Raw genomic sequence first — 12,926 nt, 5'->3', positions numbered from 1 at the left:
ACCTCAGGCGGTTTTCGGCTCCGCCACCTTTACGCTTCTGCGGCTAAATATTCCCGATATCAGCACGAAGAAGACCGGCACGAAAACAATCGCCAGCAAAGTCCCCGTCACCGTTCCAAAGAAGGTGGCAAAGCCGATCGCCTGGCGCGCGCCGGCGCCGGCACCCGTCGATATGACCAGCGGAATGACACCGAGACCAAAGGCAAGCGAGGTCATCAGGATCGGCCGGAAGCGAAGTTTCGCCGCCTCGCAAACCGCCTCGAATGCGCTTTCGCCCAGCTGCGCCATTCGCTCTCGCGCAAATTCGACGATCATGATGCCATTCTTGCCCGTCAGGCCGACCACGGTCAGAAGACCCACCTGGAAATAGACGCCATTCGACTGCCCGCCGATCCATGCGCCCAGAAGCGCACCGAGAATACCGACCGGCATGGCGAGCAGAACCGCAACGGGGATGGTCCAGCTTTCATAAAGAGCCGCAAGGCAAAGGAACATCGTTGCCAATGCCAGCCCGTAGAGAGGTAAGGCGCCGGCACCGGCATCCTTTTCTTCGAGCGACATTCCCGTCCACTGCAGGCTGAAGCCCGGCGGCAGTTTCGCGGCAAGCGCCTCCATTTCCGCCAGCGCCTCACCGGAGGAGAACCCCGGAGCCGCCGACCCTTCGATCGACATGGCGGGCAGGGCGTCATAACGGCTGACCTGCTGAGGGCCGAAGACCCAGTTCTGGCTGGCAATGGTCGAAAGATCGACGAAATCGCCATTCGCATTCGGCACCCGCCAGAGAGCAAGATCCTCCGGCCCGGTGCGTGCCAAGGGCTCGCCCTGCACGTAAACGCGTTTCATGCGCCCCTCGTAAAGGAAGTCGTTCACATAGGAACTCGACCAGACGGTGGTGAGGAACGACCCGACATCCGCAGCGCTGAGGCCAACAGCGCCGGCCTTGCCCCAGTCGATGTTGAGTTCGAACTGAGAAGCATCCTCGACGCCGTTCGGCCGGACAGCCATGAGTTTCGGGCTTTGGGCCGCAAGACCCAGCAGCATGTTGCGCGCTTCCAGAAGCTGCTCATGGCTCTGGCCGGAACGTGCCTGAAGGAAGGCGGTAAAGCCGTTGGAATTGCCGAGTTCCGTGACCGCCGGCGGCACCAGCGGAACGACGATCGCTTCCTTGATGCCGCCCATCAAGGGCCCGAAAGCGCGCGCGGCGATGGCCTGGGCGGAGTTGTCCTTACCCTTGCGCTCTTCCCAGTCCTTCAGTTTGACGAACATCATGCCCATGTTCTGCCCCTGACCGGCGAAGGAAAAACCACGAACCGAGAAGACCGACTCGACGTTCTTGGCTTCGGCATTCATGTAGTATTTCTCCACCTTGCCCAGAACCTCCTCGGTATTTTGCGCGGTGGAACCGGGCGGTGTCTGGATGATGGTGAGCAGGGTTCCCTGATCTTCATCGGGAAGGAACGAGGTTGGCGTCTTCTGGTAAAGGAAGACCATGGCGCCCACCAGAAGCAGATAGACAAGGAACATCCTGACCGGCCTTTTCGCCGAAGCCCTGACGATATTGCCGTATCGTGTCGTCAGCCATGAGAAATTGCGCTCGAACCAGTTGCTGAAACGGCTGGCAAGACCCGGCTTTGCATTGTGATCATGGGCCTTCAGCATCGTCGCGCAGAGCGCCGGCGTGAAGATGAGGGCGACCAGCACCGAGAGCGCCATGGCCGCAACGATGGTCACCGAGAACTGCTTGTACATTTCCCCTGTTGCGCCGCCAAAAAACGCCATGGGCACGAAGACGGCGGAAACCACCATGGCGATGCCCACGAGCGCCCCCTGGATTTCTCCCATCGATTTTTTCGTAGCCGCGACGGGATCGAGATGCTCGTCGCGCATGATGCGTTCGACGTTTTCCACCACCACGATGGCATCATCGACAAGCAGGCCGATCGCCAGAACCATGGCCAGCATGGTGAGCGTGTTGATCGAAAATCCGAGCGCCGCCATGATGCCGAAGGTTCCAAGCAGAACCACCGGCACGGCCAGCGTCGGGATCAGCGTCGCGCGGAAATTATGCAGGAAGATCAGCATCACGAACACGACCAGCACGATCGCTTCGATGAGCGTGTGAATGACCGCCTCGATGGAAAGCGAGACAAACGGCGTCGTATCATAGGGAATGACATAGCTCACGCCGGCGGGAAGGAATGCACCGAGATCGGCCATCTTGGCCTTCACCAGCTCCGCCGTTTCAAGCGCATTGGCGCCGGATGCCAGCTGGATCGCCATGCCTGACGACGGCTTGCCGTTGTAGAAACTGGAAATTTCGTAGTTTTCAGTTCCGAGTTCCGCCCGCGCCACATCACGCAGCAACACCAGCCCGCCATCGGTATCGGCACGCAGCACGATGCGCTCGAAATCCTGCGGCGTCTTCAGGAGGGACTGGGCGGTGACGGTGGCATTGAGCTGCTGACCTTCCGGTGCCGGCATGGCGCCGAAGGAACCGGCCGATATCTGCGCATTCTGGGCGCTGATCGCATTAATGACGGTGGTGGGAGAGAGGCCGTAATATTTCAGCTTCTGCGGATCGAGCCAGATTCGCATCGCATATTCCGACCCGAACACTTCAACCTTGCCGACACCCTTCAGTCTCGACACCGGTTCGACCATGTAGGAGTTCAGATAATCGGCCAGATCGATGGCGCTTCGGGCTCCGTCGTCCGAGATCAGCGCGATCACCATCAGAAAGCCGGTTGTCGATTTCTCAACCGTTACACCCTGACGCGTCACTTCAGAAGGCAGGCTCGCTTCGGCCTGGCTCAGCTTGTTCTGGACCTGAACCTGGGCAATGTCGGGATCCGTGCCGAGATTGAATGTGAGTGTCACGGTGGCGCGACCGGTAGAGGTCGTCGACGAGTCGATGTAACGCAGCCCGTCAAGGCCCGTCATTTCCTTCTCGATGATCTGCACCACCGTATCCGCGACCGTTTCGGCGGATGCGCCGGGATAGGTCGCGCCGATGACCACGGATGGGCCGGCGATCGAAGGATATTGCGAGATCGGCAGTCTCATGATCGACAGGACGCCGAGGCCCATGATGATGATCGCGATGACCCAGGCGAAAATGGGTCTGTCTATGAAAAACCGCGCCATGGATCAGTTACTCCCGACCCGGGCAGCCTGCTGGGCCACCGGCTGTTGCTCTATTTCCACCGAAGCACCGGGTGTCACCTTCTGGAAACCGGACATGACGATCTGGTCTCCCGGTTTCAGGCCGCTGCTGGTGACCCAGCGATTGCCGGCACCAGTGACGATGGTTACCGGACGGGGAACAATCTTGCCGTCCTCCACGATCCAGACGGAGGCCTCGCCTTTGGCATTGCGCATCACGGCGCTTTGCGGAACGAGGATCGCGTCCTTGGTAACGGCCTGCGGCAGTTCAACCTCGACATAGAGGCCCGGCAAAAGCCTGTTATCCGGGTTGGAGAACGAGATTCGAAGCGTGACCATGCCCGTTGTCGGTTCGACCCTCGGTTCGGCCGCCTTCAGATCACCCTTTACCGGGTAAGTCTGGCCGTTTGGAAGGATCATCGTTGCAACGGACTGGGACTGGCTGCCCCCCACCCTTTTGTCGGCATTCCACCGCAACAGATCGTTTACCGACTGGGTTACGTCGACATAGATCGTGTCGAGCGCGCGGATCGTGGTCAAAGCCGTCGTCTGCTGCGCAGCCACAAGCGCACCGGCGGTCGTTTCCGAAAACCCGATGATGCCGGAGATTGGCGCGCGGATCGTCGTTCTCTCGAGGTCGATCTCCGCTGTCGTCAGCTGTGCCCGCGCCACCTGAAGTGCGGCCTGCGTCTTGTTTCTCTCCGCAATCTTGTTATCGCGGTTCGACGCCGAGCTTACATTATTGGCAAATGTCTCCTCAGCACGGCGCGCATCGACGAGGGCGAAGTCGTAGCTGGCTTGCGCCTGGGCGACGTTGGCTTTGGCCGACTCCACCGCCGCAACATAGGTTTCATCCTCTATCTTGTAGAGAACCTGACCGGCCTCGACACGGGCGCCTTCTTCAAACAGTCGTTCCCGGATGATGCCGGAGACCTGCGGCCGTACCTCTGAAATCGTCGATGGTTTGATACGTCCGGGCAAACGCGCAGTCAGCGTGAAATCCGCCGCCTTGGCGGTTTCAACCGTGACCGACGGGGTGGGTTGTTGCTGCGAGAGCACTCTTCCGGGATAGAGGACACAGGATAGGATCAACGCAAGGGCCACCGTTTGCCCGCGCCGCCACTGACTTTTCTCGACCATTTTTCACCTTTTGATGCAAACGAGCTGCCGGACACATCACAAGCGTCCGATCTTTCGGTGCCATATACATACATTCCGAATGTAAATATCAAGTGAAATATTTTGGCCGACCGGCACCGGCTCTTCATGTCGGTCCTGCTTCAAAGTGCAAAATCGATCGCGATAAGTTGCTAAAATAAAAGGAAAATCAGATTGCTGACGAGATTCCCATGCGGAGCACATTTACTTCCGGCAGGCGGATCCGGAAGAAAAATTAACATTGCCGACAGACCGGTTTTCTGGCCCAATGTCTCATCTTCAGTTCAGGACACGCGTTACCGTCCTGCGTAAAACACGGCCGATCCGGCCCCCTTGCAGCCGCGGAGTCATCATGTCCCTTCCCCAGAAAATCGGTTTCATCGGAACCGGAGCGATCACCGACGCGATGGTGCGAGGCCTGCTTGGCAAGCCTGTCGCCGTGCCGCATGTCATGGTGTCGCAGCGCAGCGCGGATATTTCCGCAGAGCTCGCCGCCGATTTCCCGCAGGTGATTGTCGCCGGCGATAATCAGGCAATCGTTGACGGCTGCGATACCGTCGTGCTGGCGATCCGCCCGCAGATCGCCGAAGAAGTCACCAGACCCCTGCAGTTCCGGGAGGGGCAGAAGGTCATCAGCGTGGTTGCCGCCACCAGCCGGCAAGCCCTTCTCGACTGGATCGGTGCGGATGTGCGGCTCACCCAGGCGATCCCCCTGCCCTTCGTGGCGCGGCGCAAGGGTGTCACCGCCGTTTATCCTGCCGATACGGATACGGCAGCGATTTTCAACGTGCTCGGTAATGCGGTTGAATGCGAGACCAAGGCGGAATACGACCTGCTGGCCGCCGCAAGCGCCCTGATGGCCACCTATTTCGGTATCCTTCAACATACGACGGAATGGCTGGCGGAAAACGGCCTGCCGGAAGAAAAGGGCCGCGCCTATCTTGCTCCCCTCTTCGCCGGCCTTTCCGAGGTGGCGGTGCTGGCCGGCAAGGATACTGATTTCACTGATATCAGCCGTGAATTCGCCACCAAGGGCGGCCTCAACGAACAGGTATTGCTGGATTTTGACGGCAATGGCGGTTCGCGCGCATTGAAAGAGGCATTGAGCCGTGTGCTGGAGCGGATCACCTAGTAACCGGCCGGATTGTCTTTGCTCAGCAATAAAAAAGGGGCCAGTCGGCCCCTTTTCCTTGCTTCATGCTTTTCCCGGACGATTGATCGTCAGGAAGTGCCGCACGACTGGTCTTTCCAGCCCCGAGTGATAGGCAAGCACCTTCCCCTGCAGATCCGCGTCGGCGTTGGAGACCCGTTTGTGCTGGCGCAGATGTTCCGCCCAGGATTCCACCATGAACCATTCAACGATCTTCTGCGGATCGGCGGAGTCCTCGGTGACACCCCAGCCATAGGCACCATCACGCCGGCGTTCCTGGGATAGCTCGTCAAGCGCATGCAGGAACGCGCTGCGATGATGCTTTTCGACGTTGTATTCGATCAGGATCAGCACCGGGCCGCGGTCATGGGCCACCGGCTCGGCAACCAGCGGTTCCGGCCAGTGATTGGACGGTACCATATCGGCGTCGCCGGCAGGCAATTTCAGGCGGTGCATGACAAGACCGGCGATAAAAAGACCGGCAGAGCCGATCAGCAACGTTCCGGGCACGCCTGCCGCTTCGCCAACCGCACCCCAGCCGATGCTGCCCGCCGTCATCGCGCCGTTGAAGACGGTAAGATAGACCGCCAGCCCACGGCCACGCACCCAGTTCGGCAGAATGGCCTGGGCCGCGCCATTCAACGTCGTCAGCGCCGTGATCCATGCACCACCGAGAAAGAGCAGGATGATGATGGCCAGCCACTTGGGCGGAGCAAACGACAGACCGGCCATGACAAGCGCGGTAATGACAGCAGCCCCCAGAAGCAGGGCGTCGGCATCAAAGCGGGCGCGCAGTTTCGGCATGATCAGCGCGCCGCCAATGGCGCCGGCACCGACCGCGCCGAGCAGAATGCCATAAAAGCTGGCATCTCCGCCGAGCAATTGCCGTGCGACCAGTGGCAGAAGCGCCCAGACGGCACTGGCGAATGCAAAGAAGATTGCAGCCCGCAGCAGGACGACATGCAGCGGCCGGCTGGCGCGCGTGTAACGAAGGCCGGCCCGGAATGCACCGAAGAAACCTTCCGCCAGCACATCATTGGCGTTCTTCGCCCGCGGCCACCACAGGAGCGCCGCGATGACGACAAAGTAGCTGGCGACATCTGCACCGTAAGTAACGGCCGCACCGAAGGCAGCAAGCAATATGCCGCCGACCGCAGGACCGATGGAACGGGCAATATTGATGCCCAGCGAATTGAGCGCGACAGCGCTCTTGATATCCTCGCGTTTCACCAGTTCCGGCACGATGGCCTGCCAGGTCGGACCCATCAGCGCCGCACCGATGCCGCCAAGGAAGGTAAGGCCGATCAGGGCACTGACAGATAACAATCCGGTATGGGCGAGAACCATGAGGGTAAGGCTGACAGAGGCTAGGAGCAGCTGGACCGCAATCAAAAATTTGCGACGGTCGAGAATATCCGTCAGCACGCCGGCCGGGATCGCCAGCAGAAAGATCGGCAGGGTTCCCGCCGCCTGGACCATGGCGACTGCCGCCGGCGAGGCCGAAAGATCGGTCATAAGCCACGAACTGGCGACATCGCGCATGAAACTGCCGGTATTGCCGAGCACGGTTGCGGCCCAGAGGACGGCAAAAACCGGCTGCGCAAGCGGAGCAAAGCTGCTCGTTGAGGATTTTGCGGCATTCATTTGCCTGTTCCTTTCGTGAGATCGGTTGCGGCGACGATAACAAAGGCGCCAGCCAGACCGAGATGTTCGAAGAAGGCGTTGGTTGCCATCATGCGGTCCATGCCGGGTGCCATTTCCCAGAACCGAAGAGCAATGAAGGTGGCCAGAAGCGTGAAGCCCGCAAGCGCCAGAGCGCCTGCCCAGCGCAGAAAGCCGGAAACCACCATGGCCGAGGCGGTAAGCTCGAACACAATGACGACAACGGCAAAGACCGCCGCCGGATGAAGCCCAAAATGGTTCATCTCGGCAATCGCACCGGGAAAATCGAAAATCTTGGTCAGCGGCCCCTGAATATAGGCCGAGCAAAGCGCCAGAAGCGCGAGGGTCCGTGTGACAGGCGAGGCAACAACGCCCGTAAGAAGCCCATGAGGGCGAAGTGTTGAAGAGGGTTCGGTCATTGTCTGCTCCTGCAATCTTGGCCGTTCGGTTCGACCGGCACTGCGTTCATCTGATGGAGCGATATTGGCTGAAACAATTATCGCCAACAATTGCATCAATAGTTTCGATATAATTGCATATTTCGCAACATTAGCCCGTCTGAGAGGGCTTCCTTCGCGTCGGATGCGGGCAGCGACAATCCGCTGCCCGCATGGTCGATCTGGCATTCAGCGGGTCGGGCTTAAACCGCCCAGCACGAGCAGCCAAGCGCTCCGAAAAAGCCCTTCAGATCGGCGATGGGCAGCTTCGATGTCCAGGCTCCGGCATGGTCGTGGCCATGCACACCGCAATCGCTGGCGCAGCCGCAGGACGTGATTGCCGCCCGTCGCAACGAGTTCTTTCCAGCCCCTTGTGGCTCACCCCAGGCGGCATAACCGCCGAAAGCGCGAACGGGCGACCAGTCCGGCATGGCGGGAGGCACGTCGTTCTCATCGAGCGCCCTGAAATCACCGGCACCATAGACGATCTTGCCGCCAACCATGGTCAGCTCGGAGGTGAGGAAGGAAATTTCATCCTCGGCACAGGCGAAATAATCCTTGTCCGGCACCACCAGATCGGCGAACTGGCCTTTTTCGATGCGGCCCTTTTTGCCCTCCTCGTTCGAGAACCAGGTGACTTTTTCGGTCCACATGCGCAGTGCCGTTTCGCGATCGAGGCAATTGGCGCGTGGATAGAGCTGCATGCCGCCGACGGTTTTGCCGGTTACCATCCACGAAAGGGAAACCCACGGATTGTAGGAGGCGACACGGGTGGCATCGGTACCGGCAGAGACATTGACGCCCTTGTCGAGCATTTTCCGGATCGGTGGCGTCGCCTCGGCAACTCCCTGTCCATACCGTTCGACGAAATATTCACCCTGATACGCCATGCGGTGCTGCGTGGCGATGCCACCGCCAAGCGCTGCGATGCGGTCGATGGAGCGGTCCGAGATGGTTTCGGCATGGTCGAAGAACCAGTTCAGGCCCTCAAGCGGAATGTCCCGGTTGACCTTTTCGAAGACATCCAGAGCCCGCGAGATCGTCTCGTCATAGGTGGCGTGCAGACGCCAGGGCCAGCGGTTCTCCGCAAGAATTCGGACGACGTCTTCCAGTTCGCCTTCCATTTCCGGCGGCATGTCCGGTCGTGGCTGGCGGAAATCCTCGAAATCGGCAGCGGAAAAGACCAGCATCTCACCTGCACCATTGTGCCGGAAATAGTCATTGCCCTGCTTGTATTTGACAGAAGAGGTCCAGTTGAGAAAATCCTCCTTTTCCTGCTTGGGCTTCTGCGTGAAGAGGTTGTAGGCAAGACGCACGGTCATCTGGCCGTCATCAGAAAGCTTCTGGATGACCTCATAGTCATCGGGATAATTCTGGAAACCGCCACCGGCATCGATCACGCCGGTCACACCCAGCCGGTTCAGTTCACGCATGAAATGACGGGTGGAGTTGACCTGATAATCGAGCGGCAGCTTCGGTCCCTTTGCGAGCGTCGAATAGAGGATGCCGGCATTCGGTTTGGCGAGCAGCATGCCCGTGGGATTGCCGTTCGCATCACGAGTGATCTCGCCGCCGGGCGGGTTTGGCGTATCCCGCGTATAGCCAACGGCGCGCAACGCAGCGCCATTCAGCAGCGCCCGATCATAGAGATGCAGCAGGAAGACCGGCGTATCGGGAGCCACCGCATTGATTTCCTCAATGGTCGGCAGGCGTTTTTCGACGAATTGATGCTCGGTGAAGCCGCCAACGACGCGCACCCATTGCGGGGCGGGCGTGATCGCCACCTGACGTTTCAGCATGTCCATGGCGTCCGCCAGCGAGCGCACGCCATCCCAGCGCAGTTCCATGTTGAAGTTCAAGCCGCCGCGAACGACGTGAGTGTGATTGTCGATCAGGCCGGGCAGCACACGTTTACCCTTCAGATCGATGACTTTCGTCTCCGGCCCGGCGAGCGCCATGACATCGGCATCGGTTCCCACCTCAACGAACAGACCATCCTTGATGGCAACTGCCGTTGCATTCGGATTGCCGCGGTCAAGCGTCGTCAGGCGGCCGTTGTGAAGAATGGTGTCAGGATACATGGAATAAGCTCCGGTCTGAATGGGATCAGCGGCCTTGGCCGGTGAAAAGAGATGCGGAAAGGCAAGGCTCGATGCCGCGCCAAGAAAGGTGCGTCGCGTCGGCATCAGCTTCTCTCCCCATCCACAGGCTGTTTCGCTCTGGCGAGATCCACGGTCTCTCCGCTCCCCTTCGGCATTGGGCCGAACATATGCGGCTTGATCTGGTTGATCCACGAAACGGCGGCCGGTTCCTTGCCGATGATCGACCTTGCAAAAGGAATGACCTGTTCCCCAAGCAATATGCCAAGCAGGCCGACAAGAGCGATGATGGGCGGCGCAGGTGAACGCACATTGAGCAGGCTGTAAACAATGCCGACCAGCAGGCCGGCGCCAAGCGACAGAAGATAGACTTTCATGGGAACCTCCTAGATGGATGAAAGCCGCACCGGAGGGGACATCGATCCTTCCGGTGCGGCGAAAGCTTATTTTTGGGCTGGGTTGGGGCCGATACGCTTGCCGTGTTTGACGCGTTCTTCACCGCCATGGACGTGGGTGACGGCATAGTCGATGCCCATGCCATAGGCGCCGGAATGTTCCTTCACCAGCGAGGTGACGGCGTCATAGGTTTCCTTGCGTGCCCAGTCGCGCTGCCATTCAAGCAGCACCTGCTGCCAGGTGACCGGGATGATGCCGGCCTGCACCATGCGGTCCATCGCATATTTATGCGCATCGACAGAGGTGCCACCGGAAGCATCCGCCACCATGTAGATCTCGTAATCCGCGACATCGTGGAGCGCCGAGAGCGCGAAGGTGGTGTTGCAGACTTCCGTCCAGAGGCCGGAAACGACGATCTTCCTGCGGCCACCGGCAGCGTTCTTCGCCAGGGCGTCGCGGACATTCTGGTCATCCCAGGAATTCATCGAGGTGCGCTCGAGGATATCATTCTCCGGGAAAACCGCGAGCAATTCCGGGAAGGTGTTGCCGGAGAAGCTTTCCGTTTCGACCGTCGTGATGGTCGTCGGGATGTTGAATATCCGGGCAGCCTTGGCGAGGCCGACGACATTGTTCTTCAGGGTCTGACGATCGATCGACTGCACACCGAAAGCCATCTGCGGCTGCTGGTCGATGAAGATCAACTGGCTGTTGGCGGGGGTCAGGACTTCGAGCTTGGACATTTTCGTTCTCCGTTCAGGTGGTGATTGCCGATCTGCGGCGGTGGAAATTGACAAGGCTTCGCCAGTGGACTGCCCGGCGCGGGCAGCCATCTTTAAAAGGCGTGAATGTGTATCGGTCAGTCGGTGCGGATCAGCGATCCGTCTCAGGCGGCAAGCGGAACCAGGCTCGCCTCGATCTTGTTGCGGAACGGCTCATACCGGTTCGGCAGCTTGAGTGCTTCGCCAAGATGCGCGGTATCCTCGTCCCGGTCGAAACCCGGTTCATTGGTGGCGATCTCGAACAGGATACCGCCCGGTGTGCGGAAATAGATCGCCCAGAAGTAATCGCGGTCGATGACCGGGGTTACCTGATAGCCGGTTTCCATCAGCGCCTTACGCACTTCGAGCTGCTTTTCGCGGTTCTCGACCGCAAAGGCGATGTGGTGCACCGAACCGGCTCCGGGGCGGGCAAAGGGTGTCTTCGGCAGCGCCGCCAGATCGATCGTATCCGCGCCATTGCCACCGGGAATAACGAAACGCGTGACGTTCCCTTCAACTTCGGCCCGCTCATAACCCATGAAACGCAGAAGCTCCTCGGTCGCAGCCGTGTCGTGAAGATTGAAGCGCGCGCCGGTGAAACCGCGTATGGCGTTTTCTTCTGATATGCCTTCGGCCAACCAGCCAGCACGTGCATCATTGCCGGTTTCGATCAGCGCGAGACCGTCGCCATCGGGACCGGTGAAGCGCAGGCGATTGTCGCCGAAAACCGTGTCGGCCTGAATGCCGGCGGCACCTTTGGCAATGAGACGATCTTTCCAGAAGCCGAGCGAACCCTTCGGAATGGAGAACTGGGTCTCGCCCACTTCACCGACACCGGGACGACCGGCCATCATCTGGGCGAAGGGAAAATAGGTCATGACCGTGCCGGGCGTTCCCGTTTCATCACCGTAATAAAGGTGATAGACGCTGGGCTCATCAAAGTTGACGGTCTTCTTCACCCGGCGCAGGCCGAGCGTTTCGGTGAAAAAACTGTTATTCTGCCGCGCATCCGACGCCATGGAGGTAACGTGGTGCAGGCCCTTGATATCCTTGATCATCGTCGGCGCCTTTTTTCGTTGGTGTGTCCGTTTCGATGACAAAGATATACGCCGCTTGATTGCATCGAAGAATTGCAATATTTCTTGCGACTGAATTGCGGTTTTTGAAATAATAGAGATGAACGACCACAAAGCTCTCAAAACCTTTCTGATGGCGGCCGAAAAGCGCAACTTCGCGCAGGTGGCCCGCGAACTGGGCATGACGGCAGCAGCCGTCACCCGCGCCATTGCCGCGCTTGAATGTGATCTCGGCGTGCAATTATTCGTCCGCACCACCCGCCAGGTGTCGCTGACGACCGACGGAGCCGTTTTCGCCGCGCAGATTCAGCCGGCAATAGAAGCGCTCGAAAATGCCCGGCGCGACGTCAGGAATGCTCACAAGGCCGATCAGGGAAGACTGAGGATCAGCGCGCCGACATGGCTCGGGAAAACCGTTTTGCCACCGATACTCTCGGGTTTCCGGGAACTTTACCCGAAAATGTGCTTCGAGATTTCGCTGTCCGATGGTTTGGTCAACATCGTCGATGACGACTACGACCTCGCGATCCGCATTTCGTCTGCCCCATCAGACAAATTCACCATCTGGCGCAAGATCAGGGCCGTGCCGAGAATATTGGTGGCGGCGCCGGGCAGCCGGTTCACGCAGATGGAACATCCAGGCGAGCTGACGCCCGACGATTGCCTTGCCTATAGCGGTGAAAGCCGACGGGAGAATTGGGTCCTTTCGGATGGCGGATCAAGCATCACGATTTCCGCCGGCCGCAGATTCAGCGCCAATAATGGCGAGGTTCTGGCAGATTTGGCGGCGGATGGTGCCGGGGTGGCCATGTTGCCGGGGTTTCATATCGCCGAACATATCCGCAGCGGCCGGCTGACACATGTTCTGCGCGGCTGGTCGCCGCCGGAACTCTGGCTGACGCTCTACTATCCGCCCTACCAGAAGCTGCCGCCCCGCATCGCGACCTTCTCGAGGTTTTTCGAGGAGCAACTGCCCGCGCATATGGTGATGCTGGATTGAAGCCGACGCCGGTGGACAAATTCGTCAC

At 59.4% G+C, this 12,926-nt stretch carries 10 protein-coding genes; 2 read left to right on the top strand and 8 right to left on the bottom strand.

Annotated features, from left to right (window positions below; translation table 11 throughout):
• Window positions 1-3: 3 nt before the first annotated feature.
• Window positions 4-3,144 (bottom strand): efflux RND transporter permease subunit, encoded by a 3,141-nt coding sequence (locus tag PL640_RS16755; protein WP_269701466.1) that lies wholly within the window; start codon window positions 3,142-3,144, stop codon window positions 4-6.
• A 3-nt stretch (window positions 3,145-3,147) separates the two neighbouring features.
• On the bottom strand, window positions 3,148-4,302 hold the full coding sequence (locus PL640_RS16750) for an efflux RND transporter periplasmic adaptor subunit (RefSeq protein ID WP_271362709.1): 1,155 nt from the start codon (window positions 4,300-4,302) through the stop codon (window positions 3,148-3,150).
• A 370-nt stretch (window positions 4,303-4,672) separates the two neighbouring features.
• Between PL640_RS16750 and PL640_RS16745 the strand changes: the two genes are divergently transcribed.
• A complete protein-coding gene (locus PL640_RS16745) occupies window positions 4,673-5,452 on the top strand; it encodes a pyrroline-5-carboxylate reductase (protein WP_271362708.1) in 780 nt (259 codons plus the stop codon).
• Between the two features lie 63 nt (window positions 5,453-5,515).
• On the opposite strand, the gene PL640_RS16740 is transcribed toward PL640_RS16745, so the two are convergent.
• The 6 genes from PL640_RS16740 to PL640_RS16715 form a co-directional block, all read right to left on the bottom strand.
• Window positions 5,516-7,114, bottom strand: a complete 1,599-nt coding sequence (locus PL640_RS16740) for an MFS transporter (RefSeq protein WP_271362707.1) — start codon at window positions 7,112-7,114, stop codon at window positions 5,516-5,518.
• On the bottom strand, window positions 7,111-7,551 hold the full coding sequence (locus PL640_RS16735) for a DoxX family protein (protein ID WP_271362706.1): 441 nt from the start codon (window positions 7,549-7,551) through the stop codon (window positions 7,111-7,113). The genes PL640_RS16740 and PL640_RS16735 overlap by 4 nt, the downstream gene beginning before the upstream one ends.
• Window positions 7,552-7,772: 221 nt before the next feature.
• Complete coding sequence (locus tag PL640_RS16730; RefSeq protein ID WP_271362705.1) at window positions 7,773-9,755, bottom strand: amidohydrolase; 1,983 nt, start codon at window positions 9,753-9,755, stop codon at window positions 7,773-7,775.
• Window positions 9,755-10,045 carry a XapX domain-containing protein gene (locus tag PL640_RS16725; protein WP_271362704.1) on the bottom strand — a complete coding sequence of 97 codons (291 nt, stop codon included), beginning with the start codon at window positions 10,043-10,045 and terminating at the stop codon, window positions 9,755-9,757. The genes PL640_RS16730 and PL640_RS16725 overlap by 1 nt, the downstream gene beginning before the upstream one ends.
• Window positions 10,046-10,111: 66 nt before the next feature.
• Window positions 10,112-10,804 carry a hydrolase gene (locus tag PL640_RS16720; RefSeq protein WP_142842553.1) on the bottom strand — a complete coding sequence of 231 codons (693 nt, stop codon included), beginning with the start codon at window positions 10,802-10,804 and terminating at the stop codon, window positions 10,112-10,114.
• A 143-nt stretch (window positions 10,805-10,947) separates the two neighbouring features.
• Entirely contained in the window at window positions 10,948-11,880 is a 933-nt protein-coding gene (locus tag PL640_RS16715) for a VOC family protein (RefSeq protein WP_271362703.1), read from the bottom strand.
• A gap of 118 nt (window positions 11,881-11,998) precedes the next feature.
• Here PL640_RS16715 and PL640_RS16710 point away from each other — a divergent pair, with 118 nt between their 5' ends.
• Window positions 11,999-12,898, top strand: coding sequence for a LysR family transcriptional regulator (locus PL640_RS16710; protein WP_142842555.1), 900 nt, complete (start codon window positions 11,999-12,001; stop codon window positions 12,896-12,898).
• Window positions 12,899-12,926 lie beyond the last annotated feature (28 nt).

Source organism: Agrobacterium sp. ST15.16.024 (genome assembly GCF_027956545.1).
Classification (GTDB): Bacteria; Pseudomonadota; Alphaproteobacteria; order Rhizobiales; family Rhizobiaceae; genus Agrobacterium; species Agrobacterium cucumeris.
Note: the sequence above shows the minus strand (reverse complement) of the source record. Positions and strands in the feature narration are given on the sequence as shown.

Bases quoted from the DNA above. Each gene is read 5' to 3' on its own strand.
- PL640_RS16755 (WP_269701466.1), bottom strand. From the start codon at position 3,144: ATGGCGCGGTTTTTCATAGACAGACCCATTTTCGCCTGGGTCATCGCG.
- PL640_RS16750 (WP_271362709.1), bottom strand. From the start codon at position 4,302: ATGGTCGAGAAAAGTCAGTGGCGGCGCGGGCAAACGGTGGCCCTTGCG.
- PL640_RS16745 (WP_271362708.1), top strand. From the start codon at position 4,673: ATGTCCCTTCCCCAGAAAATCGGTTTCATCGGAACCGGAGCGATCACC.
- PL640_RS16740 (WP_271362707.1), bottom strand. From the start codon at position 7,114: ATGAATGCCGCAAAATCCTCAACGAGCAGCTTTGCTCCGCTTGCGCAG.
- PL640_RS16735 (WP_271362706.1), bottom strand. From the start codon at position 7,551: ATGACCGAACCCTCTTCAACACTTCGCCCTCATGGGCTTCTTACGGGC.
- PL640_RS16730 (WP_271362705.1), bottom strand. From the start codon at position 9,755: ATGCCGACGCGACGCACCTTTCTTGGCGCGGCATCGAGCCTTGCCTTT.
- PL640_RS16725 (WP_271362704.1), bottom strand. From the start codon at position 10,045: ATGAAAGTCTATCTTCTGTCGCTTGGCGCCGGCCTGCTGGTCGGCATT.
- PL640_RS16720 (WP_142842553.1), bottom strand. From the start codon at position 10,804: ATGTCCAAGCTCGAAGTCCTGACCCCCGCCAACAGCCAGTTGATCTTC.
- PL640_RS16715 (WP_271362703.1), bottom strand. From the start codon at position 11,880: ATGATCAAGGATATCAAGGGCCTGCACCACGTTACCTCCATGGCGTCG.
- PL640_RS16710 (WP_142842555.1), top strand. From the start codon at position 11,999: ATGAACGACCACAAAGCTCTCAAAACCTTTCTGATGGCGGCCGAAAAG.